Below are 26177 nucleotides of genomic sequence, written 5' to 3'. Positions count from 1 at the left end.
TTACTCATAAAACATCAGCAAAAGCAGGACGCAATTTTTGATAAACCCAAAAGCCAAAATAAAATATTAGTACAGAGATTAAACCAGAAATTGCTAATTCTCCCCAGTGTTTAATTTCTCCTATTAATACTAGGTCACGATATACTTCAGCGATCGCTGTTAAAGGATTACACCAAAATACCCAAATTCGCCAATTTTCTGGAATTACTGATGCTGGATATACTATTGGTGTAACGTAAAACCAAAGATTAATAATTACTCCTAAAGTTTGTGGAATATCTCGCAAAAATACTGTTAATCCAGCAGTAAAATATCCTAAACCTGCTGTTAATAAAAGCTGAGGTATAAACACTATCGGTAGTAACCATAATGTTTGATTTATCGCCCCGGATGATATATAAAACATTCCTGTTAAAACTATTAATCCAAATGTACTTTCTATAAATGTTGAAAGAATCGGAACTAAGGGTAATAAACTAAGGGGAAAAACTACTTTTTTAACTAAATTAGGCTGTGTAATTACGGAACCAGAAGCTTGAGTCAATCCACTCGTAAAAGCTAACCAGGGTATTAATCCTGCAAATAACCATAATCCAAAAGTTAGTTTACTATCTTCTGGTAATCCTTTTAGGTCAAGCTTAACTTTAAGAATAATTGAGAAGACGTAGGTATAAATTAAAAGTTGGGATAGCTGATTGAGTAGTGGCCATAAATTGCCAAGAATTGAGCCTTTATATCTTGCTTCCAAGTCTCTTCTTACTAATGTGAATAACAGGTTTAGATTAACTAACCAATGATTATTCACTACGGTTAGCCAATTACTAACCCTGCTAGTTTTGCGGACAATACCTTTCATCTGGATAATGGATAATTGATAATTGATAATGGATAATTGATAAGCTAATATCAAGTCACATTAATTAGCCATAATAAATCTAGCTATCTTTAGTCATCTTTAGATGACTTTTGTTGTGCAGTCCAGAAATTTATTTCTTGGCGGATATTATACCCGATGGATCGCCAAGGATTGAAATTCTTGCCTGATAGCTTAAGTCATCTTTTAGATGACTTAATTATCTATACCGTCTTTTTGTATTGTGGTTAATTAATGCAACCTAATATAAGACACATTTAAAATGCGTTTTAGCCAGTCAGAAATCAGAAGGAAGTAGGGATGATTTGCGAATCACCCGTACAGAATTAATAAGGATTTTATTCTTAACTGCGCACAGAACAAATATGCGGCTTAAATGCTTAACAGTTTAATGAATAATTGATAGTTGATAAGTGCATAAGCAAAATTAATTACACAATTTTTTGGTAATTAATAATTGATAATTAGGGTTTGCTGAAAAAGTATTTTTATTGATAATTAGGGTTTGCTGAAAAAGTATTTTTAAGGAGCAGAAGAGTAATTTTTTTCCAAAATCTTGCCAAAAATGCTAACTTTTTGAGCGTTTTTAATTGAAACAAACGCACTTTTTTCAACCTAAAAAGACTTTAGACTTTATCTGTAAATGCTTTTATATTTAATCAACAAACCCTAATTAGAGATAGTTTTCATTATCCATTATCAATTATCAATTAAGTAAAGGTTCTATCGCTTGCTCAATTGCCTTTAATTGCTCAGTATCATAACCCCAACGTTTGAGAAAGTCTTTGTAATTTCCCTGGCCAGTAGTTGTAGTTTGATATAATTCCTGAATATTGCCTGATAAACTGGGAATATTAACGCTTTTTATTAGTTTCGTGGTTCGAGAGCGCACTTTTTTTGATTCATTGGCTGTCTCCTCATCTTGATTTCGCTGATGGTGGACTACCATTGCCGAACACATGGCCAGATTTTTGACCAATAGTTCTACCACTATCTCTGGAGCTGATTCTAAGGCTTTGAATATTGATAGTGATGGATTATCCGCTAAAGGTCTAGAGTCTGTAAGATAACCGACGAAAAATCCTCTAGCACCATTTTTACTCTTGACTAAATCTCCAATTAATGATTCTGTTTGAGTTTCCGATAGCTGGCCTATTTCTACCTCAGAGATGATTTCTTTAGTCAGGGCGATCGCTTCTTCAAATGTTATATTTTCTGGTACTGATAATAAGGATTTCATAAGTTTTGGACAAATATTAAATATACTCCTTTGTATGATAATAAGGATGTTAGCTCTAATTTTGTAGTTATGGCCATAATTTCTTCTAAAAAACAATCTCCTCAACCAGAAAGGCCAGATGAAAACATTTTCTTCGCCTCCGAAAAAAAAACTTCATATAAGACCAAAAAATCACAATCTCAATCTGAATCAGCGGAATTAGATGCTTTATTGGCAGTAGAGGCAACTACTGAGGAAAAAGGTAGTAATCAAAATGAAGAAAAAATCCGACCTCAAAGGTTAGATGAATATATTGGGCAGAAAGACCTGAAAGAAGTATTGAATATTGCGATTTCGGCAGCTAAATCTAGAAAGGAATCTCTAGACCATTTACTTTTGTATGGTCCTCCGGGATTGGGCAAAACTACTATGTCTCTAATATTGGCAGCAGAAATGGAAGTTAATTGTAAAATTACTACTGCACCTGCTATTGAAAAACCTAGAGATATAGTTGGTTTGCTAGTAGGTTTACAAAAAGGGGATATTTTGTTTATAGATGAAATTCATCGCCTTTCTAAAATGACAGAAGAAATTCTATATCCGGCGATGGAAGATTTTCGACTCGATATTACAGTCGGGCAAGGTAAAACTTCTAAGACTAGGAGCATTCCTCTCAAACCTTTTACTTTGGTAGGAGCAACTACTAGAGTTGGTTCTTTGACTTCTCCTCTACGCGATCGCTTCGGAATTATTCAGAGGTTACGGTTTTATGAGGTTGATGAACTGAGTTTAATTATTATCCGAGCAGCAAAACTTTTAAATACGGATATTACGGAGGATGGTGCTGAGGAGGTTGCCCGTCGTTCCCGTGGTACGCCTCGAATTGCTAATCGTTTACTGCGGAGGGTGAGAGATTATTCGGAAGTGAAAAAGTTGACTCCGATAAATGCTGAGGTTGCAGGTGAAGCTTTAGAGTTGTTTAATGTTGACCCTCTGGGTTTGGATTGGACGGACCGTAATTTATTGAGGACGATGATTGAGAATTATAATGGGGGACCTGCTGGTTTGGAGACTATGGCGGCAGCGACGGGGGAGGATGCTCAAACTATTGAGGAGGTTTATGAGCCATATTTGATGCAGATTGGGTTTATGCAGCGTACTCCTCGTGGTCGGGTTGTGACTTCTGCCGGTTGGAGGCATTTGGGTTTTAGTCCGCCTGATGAGCAGTTAAGTTTGAAGTTGTAGAGAATATAGATATATATATATTTATCATCCAGCATTACTATCAACTTTTTCTGGAAAAGCTAATTAAACAATCTTTGACTAAAACTCAATTCCAAACTTTAAAAATTTAGGCAAGGTTAATTACAGTCGAGAAAACTGTAAAGTTAGAAAGGTTGGCATCTTGTTTTTCTTTACCCATTAAATATGAGAGTCGTCGAAACCATATTCAAAGATTTTTAACATCCTGCATCTTTGAGTCTTCCCTTGTTTTGGTTTCCCAATTTCTTTGGTAATAGACAATGCAAGTATTTAGGAATTTTCTTTGGCAAAGCAATACCAGAAATATCTTCATTTTGTGAGAGCTTCCCATAAATATAATATGTTTGTTTTTCCCATCGTCGAATCTTTCCATCTATCTCTGCTCAGTGGAAAACCAATAACATTGTCATTTTGTGAAGCTCCTAAAAAAATTCAGCGGGTCAAAGGATTTTCGGCTCCATCCTGACAATTTTTGTGATATCATAAAAGTTATCAGGGGTAACTTGCCTATACGCATGACTATTTATTCAACCAAATTTCTTTGGTAATAGACAATGCAAGTATTTAGGAATTTTCTTTGACAAAGCAATGCCAGAAATATCTTCATTTTGTGAGAGCTTCCCATAAATATAATATGTTTGTTTTTCCCATCGTCGAATCTTTCCATCTATCTCTGCTCAGTGGAAAACCAATAACATTGTCATTTTGTGAAGCTCCTAAAAAAATTCAGCGGGTCAAAGGATTTTCGGTTCCATCCTCACAATTTTTGTGATATCATAAAAGTTATCAGGGGTAACTTGCCTATACGCATGACTATTTATTCAACCAAATTTCTTTGGTAATAGACAATGCAAGTATTTAGGAATTTTCTTTGGCAAAGCAATGCCAGAAATATCTTCATTTTGTGAGAGCTTCCCATAAATATAATATGTTTGTTTTTCCCATCGTCGAATCTTTCCATCTATAGCTGCTCAGTGGAAAATCAATAACATTGTCATTTTGTGAAGCTCCTAAAAAATTTCAGCGGGTCAAAGGATTTTCGGTTCCATCCTCACAATTTTTGTGATATCATAAAAGTTATCAGGGGTAACTTGCCTATACGCATGACTATTTATTCAACTCAAAAGATTATTGCCTATTGGCGATCGCGCAAATATTCGAGCAAATATTGTAGAGTGGAAAACCAATAACATTGTCATTTTCTGAAGCTCCTGAAAAATTTTAGCGCGTCAAAGGATTTTCGGCTCCATCCTGACAATTTTTGTGATATCATAAAAGGTATATGGGTTAGCTCGCCCATACGCATGACTTTTTATTCAACTCAAAAATTCTTATTATCCCTAGGCGATCGCGCAAACATTGTAGAAAGGAAAATAAATATAAAAGATAACAAATAGGTTTTATAAATAAAAAGATTGTAAATCCTATCCTCAAAAGAAGACTTATTAAATCAAAAAAAATGTTTAAACATATCTATCATTTTCTTTTCCTTGATTTTCGCCAAACTACGAACTTTCAAAACTCAATAACCATCCCCTAATTTCATCAGATAATTTCTGCCTACTTCTAGTTTGAGGATTGATACAAACGTGCTTCGTATTAGCTCTCGCCACCCACTTTTCTCCCATCTCTTTTAAAAAGACTTGATAATAAATTTCAAACTCATCATCTCCCCAACTTTTAGGAATTAATTCAATAGTTAACTCATCGCCACAAAACATCGGACGACGAAAATCAACATCAGCATGAATAATTGGAATAGCAACTTCTTGATTAGTAAAAAAAACCTTCAAATTAATACCAAATTCTATTAAAGATTTCTCATAAGCTTCATGGCAAATTGCTAAAACATTAGCAAAATAAACCACACCCGCAGCATCAGTATCTTGAAAATGAACTATTCTTTTATAGTAAAAAGACATTGATAAAAATAAATCGAATAGTGAAGATAGATAATATATTGAAGAATACGAAATAGGGGTTTGCTTCTCCTTTGCATTACATAGGATTTACAGCAGTTTTATAGTTGATGAGGTACAAAGTTTTATTGCTCTAGGGAAGAGGGAAAAGGGAAAAGGGAAAAGGGAACAGGAAATAGGAAATAGGAAATATAAGAATAGTCCTATAAGTGTACCTCACTATCCTCATGCATTGCTGTAAAACTCAGAAACAGTAATACCAAATCCGGCGATTAAAGGATACTTTTATCCTATCCTCAAATCTTAATCTAGGCAAATACTTTGAAATTTTTTCATCTCTTATTGATCAATTTGACTTAATATAAAATGTCTAAATTTTAGCCAAAACTTTTATGGAAAAATCAGGAATTACTAAAACTTAATTTAGCATTTTTAATTGCGTATTAATCAAATTATTTTTTTAAAGTAAAGCAGGAGAAAAAAGGCAATAAGCATGAGAGACTTCAACCCATTATGACCTAGTGAATTATAATTACAGGTTTGTTCTTTCTTATTACCTATTAAACAATAAATAGCCTTTCAAACTTCCCTTTTCCAGGATATAAAAAAAGAAATTTCATATTTGAAGCCACCAGTTTCAGGGGTCGGTACTGATAACTGATAACTGATAACTGATAACTGAAATTAACCTTTATTTTTAATCATTATTACATCAATAATCTTAGTAGCAACTGCTTCAGAAATTTCCAAAGCATTATACAATTCATTCAAAAGTTGTTCTTCCTCTTCAGCAAGGTCTCTATCTGCTAAAACTAAGTCTGTACTAACAGCAAAAACTGTTTCCTTTAACTCTTGAGGAAGTTTAATAACTGCAGCATCAAACAAAGGCTTAATTTCCTTATTCTTAATCATACCTAAGAGACGATCTAACATTTCTCTCTTGCCTTCATCTGAATAATTACTAAACAGTTCCATGCGAGAGAAAATCTTACTAAAACCTTGTTTTTCACTATCAGTAATAATACCATCAGCAGCTACAGCAATTAAAGCGATCGCTGCAAAAGCTTCAGCAGGTTCTAACTTAATATCAGTAGCTTGTATTGTTGCTGTTCCTTGATCAAAAAGACCCATTTTAGTTACCTCATTTTATCAGCATTTAGTCTTCAGCATTTAGCCTTCAGTCTTCAGCATTCAGCATTCAGCTATTGCTTTATTTATTCAGAATAAATCTTACTACAAAAGCTATCCCCCCTGACCTTAAAGTTTATATTCATTTAAACTTAGTTGTTAATATCAGTGCGAAAAAAGAATGATACAAAATAATGAATAATGAATAATTAATAATTAATAATTAAATAATTAAGGTTAACAGTTGCCCCTTTCAAGAGGGAGAAAAGAAATTTTTTTCCTTCTTGGTCAATCCTCTCCCTTTTCAGGAGAGGTAATTATTAATTGTTGAACTCTCCTCAACCTTCCGGTTTATAGAAACCAGGGATTTAAACCCAACAATAAGAATGGCCATTCGCCCCTACAAGCTGTTAGCTGTTTGCATAGCATTCTGTAACGGAAATGCTAAAAGCTAATAGCTAGTTAATTATCAATTATCAATTATCCATTATCCATTATCCATTATTAATTGTTCATTAGCTTTGAGAAAATCAATAAATTGTCGTGCCGTTCGCCCAGAACGACCATTATTTCTAGTTGCCCATTGTAATGCTTGATAGTCTAAATCTTTAGGATTTAGATTGATTTTTTCTTGCTTTGCCAGATGTCTGACAATTGTTAAATAAGTATCTTGGTTAGCAGGTTCAAAAGTTAAAGTTAAACCAAAGCGATCGCTAAAAGAAAGCTTTTCTTGAACTGTATCCCAATTATGAATTTCATCACTATCTTTTGGGCGAGGGCGATCGTTAAAGAATTCTCTTATTAAATGCCTTCTATTTGATGTAGCATAGACTACCACATTTGCTGGTCTGGCAGTTAAATTACCTTCTAAAACAACTTTTAAAGCTTTAAAGGTATCATCATCTTCTTCAAAGGAAAGGTCATCAACAAAGATAATAAATTTTTGTGGAACATTCCGTAATTTTTCAATAATTAATGGTAAATCTTTTAAATCTGATTTAGCTACTTCAACTAAACGGAGATTGCGTTGACTATACTCATTTAATAAACCTTTTACTAAGGAAGATTTCCCCGAACCACGACTACCATAAAGTAAAACATTAAGTGCTGGATATCCTGCTAGGAGAAATTCTGTATTTTTAATTAAAGTATCTCGTTGAAATTCATATCCTACTAATTCTTTTAATTTAACTGGATCGGGATAGGTAATAGTTAATAGTTCACCATTACGCCATTCAAAAGCAATTGATTCAGCAAATAAACCCGTACCAAAATGACGATAATGAGTAGCTAAAATCTCAATAGCATCCGACCAATTTTGTAAATTTCTTAACTGTTCATAAATAGGTTCTTTTCTTTCTGATTCTAATTCCCAAGCAACGGGAGTGTAGTTTAATTTACCTATTGTGTCTACCCAGCTACTAATTTTGTAACCACTTAGCTGATAAAGGTTTTGTAAGATTCGTAAATCATGTTTTGCTGCTGCAATTAAATTTGGAGATAGGGTATTAATATCTATTTTTTGAACTTGTTGACTAAAAGGATTATCATCCTGAAGAATCTGAGAAATTAGATATTCTTGCCAGGAAATATTTTGACTAGCAATAGTTCTAAACCAGTTGCCATAAGCTAGAAGGTATTCTATTTCAGTTCTATCATTTTTAGACAAAGATTGTAATAGCTGAATAAAAGCTTCACCTACTGTTTTTTTTAAAACAGATTGATATAACAATAGAGACGCTATTTGCTGTTGTATTTTTTGAATAAAATTGATAGTTTGAGAATCTAAAGAAGACATAATTGATAATGAATAATTAATAATTAATAATTAAAACCATCTCTAATTATTGCTCTGCTGAATAAATATAAAAGTCTTTACAGAGAAAGCTTATCGCCTTTTTCTGGATTGAAAAAGTATAAGGTTTTCGTTCTAGGGAGCTTAAAAAGTTAGAATGAAAGGGTTGACTATCGCAGAAAAATCACGAATTAAATTCTTCCTTCTTTACTCCTCTAAATTTCTTACTCCTCAAGTCTCCTGACTCCTACCCTCACCCATGCATACTTTTTCAGCAAACCCTAATTATTGCTCTGCTGAATAAATATAAAAGTCTTTATAGAGAAAGCTTATAGCCTTTTTCGGAATTGAAAAAGTGCAACAATTCCTGCTAAAACTACCAAAAATTTAGGATTTTAGGGAGACCAAGGGTAGAAAAATCAAGGAAAAATTATTCCTCCTACTTTACTCTGTCTTCCCACCCTCCCCACACTTCCCACACTCTGCTTTTTTCAGCAGACCCTAATTAGGGTTTAATGATTAAATATAAAAGCATTAAAAAATATAGAATTGCTATATCTCTAATTATCCATTACCCATTAGTAACTTAGTAACTTTATAAAAAATTTTACTCTCTGTATTTATAAATAACTATTTTTTTACATTTATTTAAGATACAACTTAAGAACGAGAAATCTTCCCAAAAATGTGATTGAATAGTTGAAAATTTCAGCTTTAATCATAAGTTAAGAATTATTGAATCTTAAATTAGGCAATATTAATTTTTAATAAGTTGGCTAGCTATTTGTGCAAGTAAGTTGTATAAATTACTTGATCAATTAGTTTTAGTTTTGGGAATTTAATAATAATGACTATAAATATCGGCATAATAGCAGCGATCGCCTATGGTATATTAGCGATTGTTGGGGGCATTATTGGATATACAAAAGTAGGCAGCAAAATATCTTTAATATCTGGTAGTATTAGCGGTTTACTACTAATTATTAGTGGAATTATTCAGCTAATGGGAATAAACTGGGGTTTAATATTTTCTATAGTTATTAGCACTATTTTAGTAATTACATTCATTATCCGCTTAATTAAAACTCGTAAAATGATGCCTGCGGGATTAATGATTTTAACTGGTATTGTTGCTGTAGCAGTTATGGTATATCAAATTAGTCTGAATAATTCAGTCACAATTTAATCAGTTATCAGTTATCAGTTATCAGTTATCAGTGATGTAAGTAACACTTGCTTTGGAGTGTTTAAGAAACCGGGTTTATGGAAGGTAGATATTAGTATGGCGAACTCTTTAATAAACCCGGTTTCTCTGCTTTTTTAGCTGAAAAACTTGCACTTTATTTTCGTTATAAAAAGTGCCAGCTTTTAGGTAACTCAGATTCAAAAAGTTAGGATTTTGACCAGACAAGGGCAAAGAAATTAAGGAGCAGCTATTCCGATTCCCATAAGACTCCTGACTCCTACCCTCACCCATAAAACTTTTTCAGCAAACCCTAATAATGAATAATTAATTATTAATTATTAATTATTAATTATTAATTATTCATTATTTACTTGTGGCATTACCGGATTAATCAAACCATTAGCCGTACCAAAAAGATTAATTGGACTCTTACCATCAGTAATCAAAACACTCTGAAGACCAAGCCCCTCCAACAACCTCGCCTGCATTTCTGGGCCAGCTTGAGCGATCGCCCGAATAGTCTCAGCCCCCAAAGCCTCCACTTTTTGCTGAAACTCAGTACCAGTAATTTCAGCCATTTGCCTTGCCTTCTCAATCTCCAAACTATTCAATGCCCGCTGATGAGCCAACTCAGCCTCCTGACGCGCCCTCAACTGAGCCATTTCCGCCTCATGGCGAATCCGTACCGCCTCAACTTCCTGCTCTGCCAAATTCACCGCCAACTGGCCTTGAATCTGAGCAGCTTCCGCCTTTGCCCTAGCCTCAGCACTAGCCACACCCGTCGCCTGAATAGCAGCATTTTCCGCCTCCAACTCCAATAATTGTTTCCGCTCTACCTCCGAAGCACCCCTATCTACAATTATCTGTCGCTCCAACCTCGCCTTAGCCTCCTGTTCAATTCTTTCAGCATCTCGACGAGCAGCAGCTTCCTGAGCATCAGTTGTAATTTGAATTGCCAGTTGTACCGACTTCTGTAAACTCTTCAACGTCTCCTCATCAACCGGCTCCACTGACTGAATATCAATATTAGTCACCACCAAATTATTTACTCTAAATCTAAACTCATCCCTAATCCTCCCTTCCTCATCCAAACCAAACACAGCCTCCCGAATAATGCGAGCCGAGTTACGGTGAAACTCATCAAACTTTTGCCCTGCCACTGCACCCCGGACGCGAGAAGCGATCGCCTTACAAGCATCCCCCACAAAATCAGGCACTTGGAATAATCTTGCTGCTGCCTGGGGATTATCTGTGTCCACATCAAAATACCAATTATAAGACAACTGTAACTGTAACCTGGCATGGTCTGAAGTTTCCACAGTAAAAAGATCCGTCATAAAATCAGGCCCCAAAAACAAAGCCAAAGACTTGATCATATTTGCTTTCTTAGGTCTGCCCCCAGACAAGCTCAACACTGTAAAAGCTTCATCCGGCCCTAACATCACCAAATCAGGCCCAAAAACTGTTCTAGCAGTGCGATTTTTGTAATCGTGGATTTGAACTACAGCATTTTGCGGTACATGAAAAACTACTGCCTGGGTGCGGTCTCGTTGCGGTGGCGCTGGGGGTGTCGAAGCTGCTCGTCGCTGACGCAAAAGACCACGATCGGCTATCGGGTCTATTTTTTGCTCTAAAAATTGCTCTACAACCTCTGGCAATTCTTTTTCCCAGAGTTCCTCATAAGGAGCTAACATATAAGCTTGAGGCCCGCTGACTAATTTCAATTCCCCAGTTTGAACGTCTCGTACATATATACCTTCATTTGTGTCTAGGGGAATAGCCTGACGTCTGGCCAATACTTCTACTTCTACCGGGGGAATATAATCTCTTGGCCCGGCAATCATCCATAAATCTCCTGGTTGCCTAGTAATTAGGTTTGCTCCTGTTCCCTCAGTGAAAGTTTCCTCAGCTTTGAGTAGGAGTGCTTCTTGTTCTCCCAAGACGTAGACTTTTCTAATTCCTGTTTCAAAGTCTTGATCTTCCTCTAAGTCTAACTCTGAGTCTGACTCTAACTCTAAGGAGGCATAGGAATATGCTGGTTCAAATTTAGGACGTTCTACAAAAAAGGATGTTTTACCCTGACGTACTTCCTTCGTACCCGACTGCGGTTCACCAAAAGAGAATTCTGTTTCTAAATATTCACCAGGGTGTAGAAAAAATGATGTTCTACCCTGGCGTACTTCTTTGGTACCCCACTGTGGTTTACCATCGGTATCTATAGGATTAATAACTATGCACCATTCCCGATCGCTCAAAGTAGTAATTTTGACTTCTCCCACTACTTCTTCATAAACATCGGGAATATGAATTTCAGCATCTGCAAAGGTAACTAACCATTCATCTCCAGCTTTGCGTTGCTGACCAAAAATATCAGTAAAAGTACGTTTTGCTTTTAGGTGTAGTGCTTGGAGTTCTGTTAATACATAAGCATTAATAGTATCGACTATCTCTTCATCTACTCCTGGTAAATAAGCACCCTCTTCCCTAACCAACCATTCTTCCCCCGCTCTCCGTCTGTCACCTTGACGATCTATACAATTTTGTCGTGCCAGGAGTCGTAGCGCTTGGTTAGGCTTAATTATTTTAGCAATAACTGTGGCTATAACTTGAACTTCTACCCTTGGGGTGTAAGTTCCCGGTCCCTCAAATAACCATTCATCCCCTGTAATACGAGTGACAGTTTGAGATTCTCCAGCAATAGTGACTGTATCGGTAAAATCTCTAATAGCTATGAGACGTAGAGCTTGATTTGTCCCAACTACCTGTAGTTCAGTTACATTTTTTTCCAGTATTTCTCCTGGATATAAAGGGAAAGGATCTTGAGCAAAACGAATTTCGCGATCGCCATATCTCAGTCTAATTTGACCATACTCATCGACCAGAAGTTGATTATCACTATCCTTTAATACAGGATTAGTCACTATACAGTAATGACGAGGTGGAATAATAATAGTCTGTCTTTGTTGTAAAACCAACCTTTCCGCATCTCCTAGAGTAATAGTTTGCGGACCTATTTCTAGTCTGGTGACACCAGTATTATTGTCAAGAACATGAATATACTGTTGTGGCTTCAGACGAATTACACCATTGTTATCTATTTTAAGTGGATATTCTTTGGTACTTTCTGTTTTACTCATAACTTAATCCTACATTCTGCACTTCAAAGTGTAGCATAGGGTTTGCTGAAAAAGTCTTATGAGTAAGGGTAGGAGTCAGGAGACAGGAGACAGGAGACAGGAGGAGTAAGGAATTTAGAGAAGGCAGAAGGCAGAATTATCCCTTGATTTTTCGGCTCTTGTCAACCCAAAATCCTATATAAAAATGCTGATTTACTTAAGTAAAATTTTCCTGAAAAGTTAGATTTTTCGTTTTTATCTTTAACAATATTTGGGCTTTTCAGCAAAAATATTATTAGTGGGATGGATTCAGGAAGAATTCTAACTCCTACCACCTCTAAACTTTCATTTCTCCTGACTACTAACTACTGACTACTGCAAAGAGCAAAAATACTTTTTCAGCAAACCCTAATTAGGAGTCATTCCTCAGAATATAAAAGGATTTTGGTTGAGCTTAAATCTTCTTAAATTCTATCAAAATCATTCCTAATTTATAGTATTTTTCTGATAATTCTCTCCTTGAGAATCGTAAATAAATCATATTTACACAGTATAAATATTTACTAAATAATCAATCTTTAATATATAAACATTTAGCTATTAGTATTTAGCATTTCCTGTGGAATACTGGGCAAACATATTTCACTTTTTAGAGACTAATTCCTTCTTTTATTTATTAATAAATTAATAATTCAAAGCTAATAACTCAAAGCTGTTAACGTTTGCGTAGCATTCCGAAGGAAAGTTCCGACCTAGGAGGCTAGCTGATAACTGACGGCTGAATGCTTACCTTTATATTACTTTTAATACTACCAGTTGACGTGCGGAATATAAGTTTAATAGTTTTGTAAATAGGAATCTTAATTATTAGACCTCTCCGGAAAAGAGGGAGTAGGGAGTAGGAGAAAATAATTGATTTTATTTTTGATTATCGGAGATGTCTATTAAGGCATAATCCATTATTCATCATCAACCATCAATTATCAATTATCAATTATTATATTAATTATTAATTACTATTAGGGAGTAGGGAGTAGGGAGTAGGGGGAAATAATTGATTATTTCTGTACGATAATTGATTTTATTTTTGATTATCGGAGATATCTATTAAGACATAATCCATTATTAATCATCAATCATCAATTATCCATTATCCATTATCCATTATTATTTCTGCCAAAGTTTAACAGTTCTATCTTTACTTCCACTAGCAATACTATTACCATCAGGACTAAAACTAACTGTATAAATTTCATCTGTATGTCCGGTTAAAGTATTCAGCAATTCTCCTGTTTCTAAATCCCATATCTTAATACTTTTATCCTTACTACCACTAGCAATATACCGACCATCTCGACTAATATCAATAGATACAACTTCAGCAGTATGACCAGACAAAGTTTTAATTAACTTTCCTGTTTTTAAATCCCAAATTTTAACCGTTTTATCATAACTACCACTAACTATTTTTTCACCATTTGGAGTAATCTTAATAGACCTAATAACTCCTTCATGTCCAGTTAATGTATTAAGTAATTCTCCCGTATCCAAATCTTCAATTTTGATAGTTTTATCTGCACTACCACTAACCAACTTTCTACCATCAGAACTAATATCAATAGAAAAAACTGCATCTGAGTGATCGGGGAAATTAAAAACTAAGAAACCCGTTTTTAAATCCCAAACTTTTACCGTTTTATCTCCACTAGAACTAGCAATTATTTCATTATCAGGACTCATAACAACTGACCAAATAGGAGCTCTATGTTCAAAAACCCGAAATGGTTCTCCTGTTGCCAAATTCCAGACAATTACTCTCCAATCATAAGTACCTGCAACTAATTGAGTAGCATCGCTATTAAAAGCAACTGACCAAATTGGAGAATCATCCCCAGGAAATGTGTTAATAACTTTTCCTGTAGGTATTTCTAAAATTTTTACTGTTGTATCTCTACTACCAGTAGCTAACATTTTTCCATCAGGACTAAATACAACACTACCGACTGCAGCTGAATATTGAGATAAATTTTCTACTTGATAATTCTGCCAATTTTTACCTTGTTGACATTTTTGTAAAATATCCTGAGCTTCAGCAAAAATATTAGATTTTTCACTAATTAGAGTTGTTTTACTGATGCAATTTTCATAATTTCGCTCTGCATATAATTTTCTAAATGAATTTAATTGTGCCGTTTCCTTTTGTTCCTTTTCTAATGCTTGCTGTTGCTGTACTTTATTATAATTCTGAAATTTAATATATCTATCAATAGCAAATATTACTGCAATGACAATAGCGATTAATCCTAAAATTAACCACCAGTTAATAGATAATTTTTGAGAGTTATCGCTCCATATTTTTTTTAATTTTATAAGTAAAGATTTAGGCAATACTCTGTCTTCTATTAATTTTATATCTTCTTGAGTCAGTCGTAAAACTTGTTGTAGACGTTCTAACTCTTCACGAGTTTCATCACTAAAAGGATATTGTTTTTGTATTTCATCTAGTAATGCTTGTTCATATTTTCTGCCTTTCTCCTGATATTTACGGTAAGGATTTAATATCTTATCCTCAATTATTTCCGTATCTTCTTTTGAGATTTCAAAACTTTCTCGTAGTTCATCTAAAATTTTTCTCCCTGTAACAGAAATATCTCCTCGTCGATAGCTAGCTTGACGAACAACCTCTTCCCGATAAATTTCCTTTTTATCTATAATTTGACTTGATTTATTGCTAATTTCTTTTAAATCCGCAATAACTTCTCCTGTTGACTGATAACGTTCGTGATAATCATAGCGCACCATCTTATCTAAAATATCCGCTAGAGCTGTAGAACAATTTGTTTTGTCTCGCCAAAATATTTCTCTTTTGTTACCATTTTCGTTATCTTTTAGTTTAGATAATTCACTACTAGGTAATCCCGTAATCCCCTGAATTCCCATCATTCCTAAAGCATAAATATCACTATTGAATTGTGGGTTATATTCAAATTGTTCAATTGGCATATATTCCATCGTGCCAATCCTTGCTGTTTTATTTTGTTGAGCAATATTAATTTCTTTAACAGCGCCAAAATCAATTAAAACTAATTTATGATCTGATTTTCTTCTAATTAAATTAGTAGGTTTAATATCTCGATGAATTACATTATTTCCATGTACAAACTCTAAAATTTCTAATACTTCTATGAGAATTCTAATTACTTGTATTTCAGATAGAGCTTTACCAGGCAATATTTCATTATCTAAAGATTGACCAGGAATAAAAGATTGAACTAAATAAAATTCTTGATTTTCTTCAAAGTAAGCAAGGAGTTTAGGAATTTGATTGTGTTCAGATAGCTTTTCTAGTGTTTTTGCTTCTTGTTCAAATCTACGGCGAATGATTTCTAGAAATCTTTGATCGTAAGTATTTGGCTGTAAATGCTTAACAAAACATTGTGCTTCTCCAGGACGACGAATATCTTGGGCTATATAAGTATGGCCAAATTCTCCTGATTCAATAATTTTAATAATTTGATAGCGTCCATCTAAAATATTTTCAATCATCATAGTAGAGCCTTTTTTTATTGATAAAACCTCGTTCTTAAGGACAGGGTTTTAATTAAGTAGTTGGGTATAAATAAGTTGACAGCCTTAAGTTAGGTATAAGGTACGAAATTTGAGTATGAACTGTTCCCTATTTCCGTATCTCTGCCAATTTTCTAATTAATTTTAGCAACCCATCTTATGGCATCAAACAATTTACTCACCTTTGACATCTAAGATTATAAAAATAGCAAAAAATTAAGACAAAAAAAGTTAGTAGTGCCCCTACGTGGCAGTTAAAAATTAAAAATTCAAAGTATTGATTGGTAAAGCTTTGAATATTTTGTCATTGCTGAATTATTTTAGCAAAACTACAGTATATATATTTTTTCAAAATTATTTTCTCAAATCAAATAGTTTTAAAGCTTAATATTGCTCTATGAATAGGCAAAAAGTAAAACCGTTAAAGTTTCTTTAATTAATATCTCGCCAGATGAAAGGTTTTAGGTAAGCATTCAGCAGTTAGTTATTAGCCAGAACTTACTTAAATAGTTGATATTCGTTAAGGCCATTAGGTAGTAGATGTTATGGAAAATACTAATAAACTATTCATTTTTTCCTAACCCTGATTTCCTATTGCTATTTATCCAGCATTTCACAGAAAAAGCTAATTGCTAATAGTTTAATTATTACGGTTTTAAATTTATATCAATTGAGTAAAAATAATCTTAAGTAACAAAATTTCCTGATTTAAATACTGAAAGTTAGAAATTTAAGAATAACCCTTAATAATTAATTCTGGGGAATATATTATTTGGTGAACATAAATTTATTCTAGTAAAAAGTGTAATGTAGAAGACTAAATTGATTTAGGCCACCAAACACAAAAGCCAAATTTCATTAGTGCTATCATAGATAGAAAGATAGCTAAAATCAGGTATAGGGAGTTAAGTGAATGAGTAACGAAATAATAGCAATCAACAGACCTGTTAGACCAAAACAGCCAATTGAAGATAATTCTGCTAAGGAGAAAGTGTGTGAAAAAACTGAATCCAAACAAGAAAAACCTACTCCAGTAAAAAACCCTTCATTAAGAACAGAAGGTACAAATCAACCGTATAAACCACAAAGACCTAGAAAACCAAATAAACCAAAATTAAAAGAATCTATTCAACAAGCAACTAATGCTAATGGAAAAGTGTTTAGTTCGGGAGATAAAATTTTAGTATCGGCACCCTGGAGTAGTTTGGTAGAAGCTGAAATTACGGGTTTTTATAAAAGTCCTGAAGGTTCAATCTGGGCAATTTTTCTTCCTCAAAAATCTTTACCTAACTGGAAATGGGAAAAAGGTTGTATCCGGGCGGAATTATTAAAATAACTATAATTAAGCCAATATAGTAGTATTAAATTCAGGATTTTTAGCATCTACAAATCACAACAAATATTTGAAAATTATTGTTGAGTTTTTTCTGGATGTATAATTGGGAGGGCAGTTATTTCAGTTATCAGTTATCAGTAACTTGTGTAATAGGGAGGTTTGAAACTTTATTTATTGGTCGAAATTAACTGGTATCAGACTGAACTATCCCTCCCAAAATCAGTGATGAGTAAATTTTGCTGAAGTAGTAGTGTTCATACTTTACTTATTGGTCAAAATTAACTGGTAGATTAATGGGGTAATTGTCAGAATTTTTGAGTTATTTAATCATCTCTACATTAGCTATAAATAAGGATAAAATTAATATTTATTTATGCCTTTGTTTTAGCAGAGTAATTTTGAATAGTCAATATAATATATGGGGAGAGATTTCAGGCGATCGCTCCTTTCTTGAGATTTATATAACTTATAACTTATAAATAATTTTATAGATAACTTCAATTTGTATCACTCATAATTTTGATCGAGGAATCATATTTTAGTTTTGTATAAAATATCCTCAAAAAAAGGAGAGAGCTAACAAAAGCCAAATTTTGAGACTATCTATATATTTGGAATTTTTTTACTATAGTTCAAATTAAATTTGATAAATTTTACAAGTCATATAATTTTTTAAACCAGTTAATAAATATTTGAGCTTGGGGATGTTTTGGATTTAATATTTTTTCCATCACAGCATTATGTAATTGACGACCAGGAGGATTTTGCCAAGCTAACCATGTATGAATATTAGCTTTATCACTATGATTTTCTATAAATGGCGCACCTTGATTTTTAGCTTCCATAACAACTGTTTGTGCATAATTCCAAATAGGTTCATTTTCGTCAGGAATCATATAAGTTAGAAATGTTTCTAGCATCCCACGCATTTTATTATCTGGCATCATCCACACTCCAAATTTAACACCAGAATTAGTGTTATGAATTAGACCTGTTTCTGGTAAATTTTCAGGAAAATCAGGAATACTTATTCAATAATTAATAATTAACAATTAATAATTAATAATTAATAATTACCTTTTCTTTTTAATAAAAGGATTGGTTAAAAATAATTTTTTTGTTTTTTCTCCTTGAAAGCAAAGGTTTTCAACCTTAATTTTTAAGCAAACAAACATTCCTAATAGTTTGCCATGTATTTTCTGGTTCATTAAATGAATGAAGCCATAATTTAGTTGAACTTCTACCATTTTTAACCAAAGAATTTAAGCATAATAATGATAACCTTGACTTGTAAACTAAAGGTAATGTAGCTGATAGCTGAGTGCTGAATGCTTACCGAAAAATTTTGGTTTAAAGCCTCCCCTTTTCAGGGGATAATAAATAAAAATTTTCATAATTAGTCAATCCTCTTCTTTTCAAGGAGAGGTAATTATTAATTATTCATTATTCATTATTAATTATTAATTGTTGAAGCTTCTTCTTTATTTTCACCCCAAGGAACTCCATTCGCTTCTATCAAATATGGAATAACTCTTTTATCCTCAGCACCCTCTACCAAGAGCTTATTTTTAGGAGGTAATTTTCTTCCTTTTTTTGCCATTACTATCGCACCTCTATGTCACGTTTTGCAGCAATAACAATTTCTGGTTCTGTGAAAACTACAGAACTATTTTTATCAGCTTCTATTCTGTGAATTTTAATTTCTTCACTTTCTAAACCTTCACTTTTAATCACATCCGCAAGACTACTCCAACAATCACTATTATGAGTCGTAGCAAATACTTGAACATCTAATTTTTTCGCTGTTTTCCAAATAAGTTTCCACATATCAGACATTGTAGAAAAATGTAAACCAGTATCAATTTCATCTACAAGTAATACTCCACCTTGAGCAGAAACCAGAGCGATCGCTAATGCTAAAATTCGCCATATTCCTTCTCCCATACTGCCAATAGGTATGGGTTGTTTTTGGTCAGAAACTTTTACTCTAAATCCACCTCTTGCTCCTACAATTTCATTATTAGAATCGTATTTTTCAGGACCAATTGAAGCAATACGTTCAATTTTAGGTTCAATAATTTGCAGTGCTTCTAGAGTCAAATTTTCCTCTGGTGTTAATACAATTTCATCAAATAGTTTACTAATTTCTCTAATATTCAGAGACAATGGTGCAATAAATTGGGATTTTACAATTGATTTAGCAACTCTTGTATTTAATTTTGTCGCCAATATAGCCCAATTTGAGTCTCCCAGATATACACCTCCATAATCTGATAAATTTCGTTTTATTTTTACTGGTTGATTCTGCCAATCAAGTATAAAAACAAGTTTTTTTGATGATTCTAACTCATCTCTAAATTCTTCTGAATTATCTGATATATCTTGCTCGGAATTATTAGGATACTCTGTTTGTATTGAAGCAATGAACTTTTCCTGTTCTTTTCCATTATTTCCTACTATAGAAAATTCGCTTCCTAATGAAATTTCACGCCCATAGAAAAGGTGACGAATATCCAGTTGGCGATCGCCTTCCGTAAAATATTCTCCTCTATCTAATATCATTTTATGAAATTTGCCTGGTTGATGAAAGGAATATAAAAGTTGAATTGCTTCTAAAATTGAAGTTTTCCCACTATTATTCATTCCAACTAATAAATTAACTCTGCTAAGTTGTTGAAGTTCAAAAGATTGGAAGCAACGAAAATTATTTATAGTTAACGATTTCAACATATTTATTTCCTGTTCATATCTATTTGAAAATATTAAAATTAATTTTAATATAGAATCCGGTTTAAGAGTCGTCCGCAGCGACAAAGCGAAAGCAATTTTTTCCCAAGAGCAATAGCAGAAATATTTTCATTTTCTGAAGCTCCCGGAAATAGAGATTGTTCCCTCATCAAATTTTTCCCTTCCTGCTCAATCAAAAAATCACGAACATTTTCATTGTCTGAAGCTCCCAAAAATTTCGGGGGGTCAAAAGATTTCCCGTTGCTTCCTCACAACTTTTGTGATATTCTAAAGATTAGATGGGCTCGTTCGCCCCTACGCATGACTTTTTATTCAACCAAATTGACCGCTCAACAAAACCTTTTCAATATCCAAGAATTTTCCCAAGAGCAATAGCAGAAATATTTTCATTTTCTGAAGCTCTCGGAAATAGAGATTGTTCCCTCATCAAATCTTTCCCTTCCTGCTCAATCAAAAATCACGAACATTTTCATTGTCTGAAGCTCCCAAAAATTTCGGGGGGTCAAAAGATTTCCCGTTGCTTCCTCACAACTTTTGTGATATTCTAAAGATTAGATGGGGTTGTTCGCCCCTACGCATGACTTTTTATTCAACCCAATTAACCGTTCAAAAAAAACTTTTCCATATTCAGGAATTTTCCCAAGAGCAATAGGAGAAATATTTTCGGCGGTGGTGCTCAGGAATGGTAGAGAGAGTGTGGGAGGTGTGGGAGGTGTGGGAGGTGTGGGAAGTTGGTTCGTGTGGGAAGTTGGTTCGTGTGGGAAGAAATTACAAAACTTATGTATCTTCGCCATTCCTCAGCAGGACTACCATATTTTCATTTTCCGAAGCTCTCGAAAATAGGGATTTTACCTCATCTTCCTAGTACAGGATGGCAGAAATAACTGACCAGTTACAAAATCCTAAAACCCTTACTAACCAATAATGCATGAATTTTGAATTTTGAATTCCGCGTAGCGGCAAAAGTGCTATACGATAACTAATTAGCCGGATTTTAGGTGGTGGTGCTGAGGAATGGTAGAGAGAGTGTGGGAGGTGTGGGAGGTGTGGGAGGTGTGGGAAGTTGGTTCGTGTGGGAGGTGTGGGAGGTGTGGGAGGTGTGGGAAGTGTGGGAGGTGTGGGAGGTGTGGGAAGAAATTACAAAACTTATGTATCTTCGCCATTCCTCAGCAGGACTACCGGATTTTATATTATTTGTCTTCTTCAAAATATTGGCGAACCTATACCATTAATCATTTCAAGTATAAACATTTAGGCAAAGGTATTATTAAATACTTAGTACATAATTATTGCTTTAATTAAATATATCTGATGATTCACATAAAACCCCTGTAAAATATTAATTTCTGGAAATGGCTATTAATAAAAATCAAAAAATATCAAGCTTGAAATAATATAATATTTTATACTTGATATTTGACAATAGTACATTTTATATTTAATCTAAGTGGGGTGATTAAAAGAATAACCACAGGGCAAACGCATCTTATTTTGAAATTCTGACAGGGGAAGAATGTCAGACTTCTGAGTATTCATACTCGTTACTTCTCTAAAGCTTAACAGCAGGAGCTTACAGAATTTAGATGCGTTTGTCCTGAGAATAATCACCACCATCTGAATTAAAAATCACACAAACCAACCAATGAATTATGAATAATGTAAAAATTTCCAAAACAATGATTACAACCCATATCCTAGTTACCATGATTGGTCTGGTGGTGTATATATTACCGATAATATATACTCATGTAATCAAAAATAATACCTCTAAGTCCTCCGCAAATCTAAAGTCAACGGATATTCCGAACTTAACCGCAGCGGGGACAACTCAACCTCTCCAGAAGAATGCCCCATTCCTATAAACCGCTCTACCATCCGTGACTCTGCCTCCCGATGATTTACCGGAAACTGCCGATAAACTTTCCCATTGGGAGGACTCACATAATAACTACACCCACCAATACTTCGCCCTACTGCACTATCCACAATTTCAAACAGCAACGGACTATGAGATTCGATCGCTGGATGTAATAAACTCCCATATTTCCGCGCTCTATACCTTACCCCCCCTACATACTCACCTGTCACACCCGTAGAGTGCAAAGGTACCTGACGACCATTACACAAAACTAAATACCGCGAACCTACACTATCCTGATTGGGCGAATCTCCCATCGCACCTCGCAAGATTACTTGCAACCTTTCCATCGAATCATCCACATAACGCGCTGTTCCTCCACCAGTTGTTTCTTCTCCCAAAACGTGCCAAGGTTCAATTGCATAACGTAACTCCAACTGCAACCCATCCCGCATTATTTCCCCAACTGTCGGAAAACGAAATTCAAAAAACGGCGCAAACCAGTCAAATTCAAATCCAAAACCTGCCGACTGCAAATCTCTAATTACTTTTTGAAAATCCTCACCTATATAATGAGGCAGAAAAAAGCGATCGTGGAGCATTGTCCCCCAGCGAATCAAATCTCGTTGATAAGGTTGTTCCCAAAACCACGCCACCAAAGCCCGAATTAACAACATTTGTAATAAGCTCATTCTAGGGTGGGGAGGCATTGCAAATCCTCGAAACTCCAATAACCCAAACCGACGGCGTAGATTTTCCACTGGAAATAATTTATCAATACAAAATTCGGTGCGGTGAGTATTTCCCGTGACGTCCACCAATAAATTTCTCAACAAACGATCTATTAATTCGGGGGCAACTTCTTTTCCCGGTTGTAACTCCTGAAAAGCAATTTCCAAATCATACAAACTTTCATGTCGCGCCTCATCTATTCGGGGTGCTTGACTCGTCGGACCGACAAATAAACCAGAAAATAAATAAGACAAACTAGGATGATGTTGCCAATATGTAATTAGACTCCGCAATAAATCTGGTCGTCTTAATAGAGGACTTTCCGACAGATTCTTACCGCCAATAGTAATATGCGCTCCCCCACCGGTACTTATCCGACGACCATCTAACTGATATTTTTCAGTTCCCAACCGACACAAACGCGCCTCTTCATATAAACTTGTAGTAATCTCGACCAACTCATGCCAATTTTCTGCGGGATGAATATTTACTTCTATTACCCCTGGGTCTGGAGTAATTTGAAATCCATCTATTCCCTCATTCCCAGGAGGTGTGTAACCTTCAACTATGACGGGAATTTTTAGTTGCTTTGCCGTATTTTCAATCGTCGCAATTAAATCTAAATAACTTCTAGCAGAAGTCATGGGTGGGATAAATATATGTATTTTTCCAAGTCGCGCTTCTGTGGTTAAAGCTACCCGAATAGAATTTTCAGGAGCTTCTAAGAATGTAGGACTTGGAGTTGTGGGGGGGTGGTTAATATCGACGGTTGCTTCAGGTTCCAAATTTTCTGCCCAAGAAATGGAACTAAGTGGCAAACGAAACCCCAAGGGTGAGTCCCCAGGGATCAAGTGAAATTTACTTTCGGGTAATTGCCAATGACAACTACTCCAGTGCAAATTTTCATTTTTCAAGACTGACAAAATCGGCAAAACATAACCCGCAGGTGTTTCAGTTTCCTGTTCATAAGCAGGAATGATGCAACTTGAATTAACGCCCAGATGTTGCGCTAAACTCTGGATAAAAATTTCTGCTTCCTTCCGAGCATGACCATAATCTTTATTGTCTTGTGCCATGAGAGAGCGATCGCTCCAAATAGGAACTCCATCTTGACGCCAATAACATCCTAGTGCCCACCTTGGCAAAGCTTCACCCGGATACCATTTACCCAAACCATAATGTAATAATCCTCCATTCTTAGCAAATCTTTTTTCCAGACGGTTTAACAACTGTCCCGCAAGTCGGCGTTTTTCATCTCCCAAAGCTTCCACTCGCCATTGTGGAGATTCAAAATTATCAATAGAAATAAAGGTAGGTTCTCCTCCCATCGTTAACCCTAAACTAAGACGTCTTAGTTTTGCCTCAACTTCCCTACCAAGGTTGTTAATTTTTTCCCATTCCTCTTCACTGTAAGGTTTAGTAGGTCTTAGTTTTTCTTCGTACCGAGAGACCGTGACGTAAAATTCTAAGTTAGACTCGCAGGGTTCAGTCGTGCCTTGTACTGGATTTGCTGCTGTAGGTTCTGGAGTACAGACCAGGGGAATATGACCTTCTGCTGCCAAAAAACCAGAGGTGGGGTCTAGACCTATCCAACCCGCTCCCGGCAAATAAACTTCTGCCCAAGCGTGTAAGTCTCCATTGTCAAATTCTGGAGTAGGGGAATTATCGAGGGGTGGGATATCTTCTTTGAGTTGAATTAAATATCCAGAAACAAACCGAGCTGCTAAACCATAATGACGCAAAATTTGTACGAATAACCAAGCTGTATCTCGACAGGAACCAATTTTTTTGTGGAGAGTTTCTTCGCAAGTTTGAATACCTGGTTCTAGTCTAATTTCATAGTTAATATCTTGAGCAAGTTGTTGATTAATAGAATTGATAAAATTAGTAGTATAGGTGTCTATTTGTCTATTTTTATTTATCCATTCCTGTAGTAAATCTCCTGATTCGGCGATTTCTAAAAAAGGAGTTAGTTGTTTTTTTAGCGAATTTTCATAAACAAAAGGATATTTCTCTGCATAAGCTTCCAGGAGAAAATCAAAGGGATTTATGGGTTTAAGTTCAGCGATTATGTCAACTTCAATTTTTAGTTTATCTGTTTTCTGAAGAAAGTTAATTTTGCTAATAAAATTACCATAAACGTCTTGTTGCCAAGTAATTTGATGTTCTTGAGGTTCAACTTTTAATGAATAACTTTGAATCGGAGTAGGACAATGAAGAGAAGGACGCAATCCTAACTGATGCGGTCCGAGAATAATAGGGCGGTCAAAATTGTAAATAAGTTGATGATTCAGACTGACTTTTATTGACATTATTAATTTTAGGATTAAAGAAAAAATAGGTTATTTATCAAACTGTTTTTATCTTAGAGATAGTCTTATTTATAACAATCTATAGAGAAATACAAAAAACATTAATTCGGTAGTTATAGTTAATAATTAGGGTTTGCTGAAAAAGTCTGAATGGTAGGGGTAGGAGTCATGAGTCATGAGTCATGAGTAAGAATTTACCGTGAGTTTAGAGGATAGATTCGTGAAGAATAGTCCGTTAATTTTTCTGTCTTAGTAAGCCTTAAATGCTAGGCTAGCTTTTTGAACCTTTTAGCTCTAAAAGCTTGCACTTTTTAGATATCTAAAAAGACTGAAACTTTTATATTTCAGTTTTTTCATATTTATTCAGCAGAGCAATAATTATAGTTATTTTTATCTATTGAATAATTCTTTTTTACGAGTAACTTAATAAATAATAGATGGCTTAATTTGATTACTCAATGGTGAATTTTATGTTCATTTTTATTAAACTTAATTCTATGGAATTCAGCAAAATTTCTAATCGGAGCAGCCTAAATTAAAGTCAATTAAAATTATATGAAATTTTAGAGTAGAAGTAATATTTTTTTATGTATTATTTATATTTTTTTCAAAGGGCATTGTACTATAAATAGGAAAATATAACGGCAAGGCTTTGAGGATATTTGTGCAACAAAGCCCAAAAAAATCAATAAAGATTCCTCAACAAATGCAGAATCGAACAAATATGAAATTACTAATCGGAAGAATAGTCCGTTAATTTTTCTGTCTTAGTAAGCCTTAAATGCTAGGCTAGCTTTTTGAACCTTTTAGCTCTAAAAGCTTGCACTTTTTAGGTATCTAAAAAGGCTGAAACTTTTATATTTCAATTTTTTCATATTTATTCAGCAGAGCAATAATTATAGTTATTTTTATCTATTGAATAATTCTTTTTTACGAGTAACTTAATAAATAATAGATGGCTTAATTTGATTACTCAATGGTGAATTTTATGTTCATTTTTATTAAACTTAATTCTATGGAATTCAGCAAAATTTCTAATCGGAGCAGCCTAAATTAAAGTCAATTAAAATTATATGAAATTTTAGAGTAGAAGTAATATTTTTTTATGTATTATTTATATTTTT

The 26177-nt window shown here is 34.3% G+C and carries 18 protein-coding genes; 5 read left to right on the top strand and 13 right to left on the bottom strand.

All coding sequences use genetic code 11. The features are described 5' to 3' along the window. Nucleotides 1-4 precede the first annotated feature (4 nt). A complete protein-coding gene (locus F6K40_RS14370; protein WP_293136930.1) occupies nucleotides 5-856 on the bottom strand; it encodes an ABC transporter permease in 852 nt (283 codons plus the stop codon). A gap of 724 nt (nucleotides 857-1580) precedes the next feature. Beyond that, nucleotides 1581-2114: a hypothetical protein gene (locus F6K40_RS14365; RefSeq protein ID WP_293136929.1), complete on the bottom strand. Its 534-nt coding sequence runs from the start codon at nucleotides 2112-2114 to the stop codon at nucleotides 1581-1583. Nucleotides 2115-2183: 69 nt separating this feature from the next. On the opposite strand from F6K40_RS14365, the gene ruvB reads away from it, so the two are divergent. Further along, nucleotides 2184-3338: a Holliday junction branch migration DNA helicase RuvB gene (ruvB, locus tag F6K40_RS14360; RefSeq protein ID WP_293136928.1), complete on the top strand. Its 1155-nt coding sequence runs from the start codon at nucleotides 2184-2186 to the stop codon at nucleotides 3336-3338. Nucleotides 3339-4861: 1523 nt separating this feature from the next. Here the strand turns inward: ruvB and F6K40_RS14355 are convergent. The 3 genes from F6K40_RS14355 to F6K40_RS14345 all read right to left on the bottom strand — a co-directional run bounded on the left by F6K40_RS14355 (nucleotide 4862) and on the right by F6K40_RS14345 (nucleotide 8201). Next, complete coding sequence (locus F6K40_RS14355) at nucleotides 4862-5278, bottom strand: acyl-CoA thioesterase (protein ID WP_293136927.1); 417 nt, start codon at nucleotides 5276-5278, stop codon at nucleotides 4862-4864. A gap of 681 nt (nucleotides 5279-5959) precedes the next feature. Continuing rightward, on the bottom strand, nucleotides 5960-6406 hold the full coding sequence (locus tag F6K40_RS14350) for a tellurite resistance TerB family protein (protein ID WP_293136926.1): 447 nt from the start codon (nucleotides 6404-6406) through the stop codon (nucleotides 5960-5962). A gap of 484 nt (nucleotides 6407-6890) precedes the next feature. Then, on the bottom strand, nucleotides 6891-8201 hold the full coding sequence (locus F6K40_RS14345) for an ATP-binding protein (RefSeq protein WP_293136925.1): 1311 nt from the start codon (nucleotides 8199-8201) through the stop codon (nucleotides 6891-6893). A gap of 850 nt (nucleotides 8202-9051) precedes the next feature. Between F6K40_RS14345 and F6K40_RS14340 the strand changes: the two genes are divergently transcribed. Further along, nucleotides 9052-9384 carry a TMEM14 family protein gene (locus F6K40_RS14340; RefSeq protein ID WP_293136938.1) on the top strand — a complete coding sequence of 111 codons (333 nt, stop codon included), beginning with the start codon at nucleotides 9052-9054 and terminating at the stop codon, nucleotides 9382-9384. Between the two features lie 356 nt (nucleotides 9385-9740). On the opposite strand, the gene F6K40_RS14335 is transcribed toward F6K40_RS14340, so the two are convergent. After that, nucleotides 9741-12521, bottom strand: a complete 2781-nt coding sequence (locus tag F6K40_RS14335) for a colicin uptake protein (protein ID WP_293136924.1) — start codon at nucleotides 12519-12521, stop codon at nucleotides 9741-9743. 1146 nt (nucleotides 12522-13667) lie between these two features. Then, entirely contained in the window at nucleotides 13668-16049 is a 2382-nt protein-coding gene (locus F6K40_RS14330) for a protein kinase domain-containing protein (RefSeq protein WP_365671430.1), read from the bottom strand. Nucleotides 16050-16980: 931 nt separating this feature from the next. Between F6K40_RS14330 and F6K40_RS14325 the strand changes: the two genes are divergently transcribed. Further along, nucleotides 16981-17403 (top strand): hypothetical protein, encoded by a 423-nt coding sequence (locus F6K40_RS14325; RefSeq protein WP_293136923.1) that lies wholly within the window; start codon nucleotides 16981-16983, stop codon nucleotides 17401-17403. Nucleotides 17404-18056: 653 nt separating this feature from the next. Here the strand turns inward: F6K40_RS14325 and F6K40_RS14320 are convergent. The 5 genes from F6K40_RS14320 to F6K40_RS14300 form a co-directional block, all read right to left on the bottom strand. Beyond that, nucleotides 18057-18428 carry a DUF3226 domain-containing protein gene (locus F6K40_RS14320; protein WP_365671440.1) on the bottom strand — a complete coding sequence of 124 codons (372 nt, stop codon included), beginning with the start codon at nucleotides 18426-18428 and terminating at the stop codon, nucleotides 18057-18059. A 48-nt stretch (nucleotides 18429-18476) separates the two neighbouring features. Further along, entirely contained in the window at nucleotides 18477-18650 is a 174-nt protein-coding gene (locus F6K40_RS14315) for a hypothetical protein (RefSeq protein ID WP_293136921.1), read from the bottom strand. A gap of 206 nt (nucleotides 18651-18856) precedes the next feature. Then, nucleotides 18857-19003 (bottom strand): DUF3226 domain-containing protein, encoded by a 147-nt coding sequence (locus F6K40_RS14310; RefSeq protein ID WP_293136920.1) that lies wholly within the window; start codon nucleotides 19001-19003, stop codon nucleotides 18857-18859. A 2-nt stretch (nucleotides 19004-19005) separates the two neighbouring features. Continuing rightward, entirely contained in the window at nucleotides 19006-20133 is a 1128-nt protein-coding gene (locus F6K40_RS14305; RefSeq protein WP_293136919.1) for an AAA family ATPase, read from the bottom strand. A 44-nt stretch (nucleotides 20134-20177) separates the two neighbouring features. Beyond that, the gene (locus F6K40_RS14300) at nucleotides 20178-20363 is read right to left on the bottom strand and encodes a hypothetical protein (RefSeq protein WP_293136918.1); all 186 of its coding nucleotides are present in this window, start codon (nucleotides 20361-20363) and stop codon (nucleotides 20178-20180) included. A 470-nt stretch (nucleotides 20364-20833) separates the two neighbouring features. Between F6K40_RS14300 and F6K40_RS14295 the strand changes: the two genes are divergently transcribed. Together F6K40_RS14295 and F6K40_RS14290 are read left to right on the top strand one after the other, a co-directional pair. Further along, nucleotides 20834-21016 carry a hypothetical protein gene (locus tag F6K40_RS14295; protein WP_293136916.1) on the top strand — a complete coding sequence of 61 codons (183 nt, stop codon included), beginning with the start codon at nucleotides 20834-20836 and terminating at the stop codon, nucleotides 21014-21016. A 133-nt stretch (nucleotides 21017-21149) separates the two neighbouring features. Further along, a complete protein-coding gene (locus tag F6K40_RS14290; RefSeq protein WP_293136914.1) occupies nucleotides 21150-21383 on the top strand; it encodes a hypothetical protein in 234 nt (77 codons plus the stop codon). A gap of 535 nt (nucleotides 21384-21918) precedes the next feature. On the opposite strand, the gene F6K40_RS14285 is transcribed toward F6K40_RS14290, so the two are convergent. Further along, complete coding sequence (locus F6K40_RS14285) at nucleotides 21919-25053, bottom strand: transglutaminase family protein (protein WP_293136912.1); 3135 nt, start codon at nucleotides 25051-25053, stop codon at nucleotides 21919-21921. Nucleotides 25054-26177: the final 1124 nt, after the last annotated feature.

Source organism: Okeania sp. SIO3I5, assembly GCF_010672085.1.
Lineage (GTDB): Bacteria > Cyanobacteriota > Cyanobacteriia > Cyanobacteriales > Microcoleaceae > Trichodesmium.
This window is presented reverse-complemented; position numbering and strand designations above follow the sequence as displayed.

Coding starts and splice junctions, on each gene's coding strand:
- F6K40_RS14335 (WP_293136924.1), bottom strand. CDS start 12,521: ATGAGTAAAACAGAAAGTACCAAAGAATATCCACTTAAAATAGATAAC.
- F6K40_RS14285 (WP_293136912.1), bottom strand. CDS start 25,053: ATGTCAATAAAAGTCAGTCTGAATCATCAACTTATTTACAATTTTGAC.
- F6K40_RS14310 (WP_293136920.1), bottom strand. CDS start 19,003: ATGGCAAAAAAAGGAAGAAAATTACCTCCTAAAAATAAGCTCTTGGTA.
- F6K40_RS14365 (WP_293136929.1), bottom strand. CDS start 2,114: ATGAAATCCTTATTATCAGTACCAGAAAATATAACATTTGAAGAAGCG.
- F6K40_RS14295 (WP_293136916.1), top strand. CDS start 20,834: ATGGTAGAGAGAGTGTGGGAGGTGTGGGAGGTGTGGGAGGTGTGGGAA.
- F6K40_RS14370 (WP_293136930.1), bottom strand. CDS start 856: ATGAAAGGTATTGTCCGCAAAACTAGCAGGGTTAGTAATTGGCTAACC.
- F6K40_RS14330 (WP_365671430.1), bottom strand. CDS start 16,049: ATGATGATTGAAAATATTTTAGATGGACGCTATCAAATTATTAAAATT.
- F6K40_RS14355 (WP_293136927.1), bottom strand. CDS start 5,278: ATGTCTTTTTACTATAAAAGAATAGTTCATTTTCAAGATACTGATGCT.
- F6K40_RS14350 (WP_293136926.1), bottom strand. CDS start 6,406: ATGGGTCTTTTTGATCAAGGAACAGCAACAATACAAGCTACTGATATT.
- F6K40_RS14325 (WP_293136923.1), top strand. CDS start 16,981: ATGAGTAACGAAATAATAGCAATCAACAGACCTGTTAGACCAAAACAG.
- F6K40_RS14305 (WP_293136919.1), bottom strand. CDS start 20,133: ATGTTGAAATCGTTAACTATAAATAATTTTCGTTGCTTCCAATCTTTT.
- F6K40_RS14315 (WP_293136921.1), bottom strand. CDS start 18,650: ATGGTAGAAGTTCAACTAAATTATGGCTTCATTCATTTAATGAACCAG.
- ruvB (WP_293136928.1), top strand. CDS start 2,184: ATGGCCATAATTTCTTCTAAAAAACAATCTCCTCAACCAGAAAGGCCA.
- F6K40_RS14345 (WP_293136925.1), bottom strand. CDS start 8,201: ATGTCTTCTTTAGATTCTCAAACTATCAATTTTATTCAAAAAATACAA.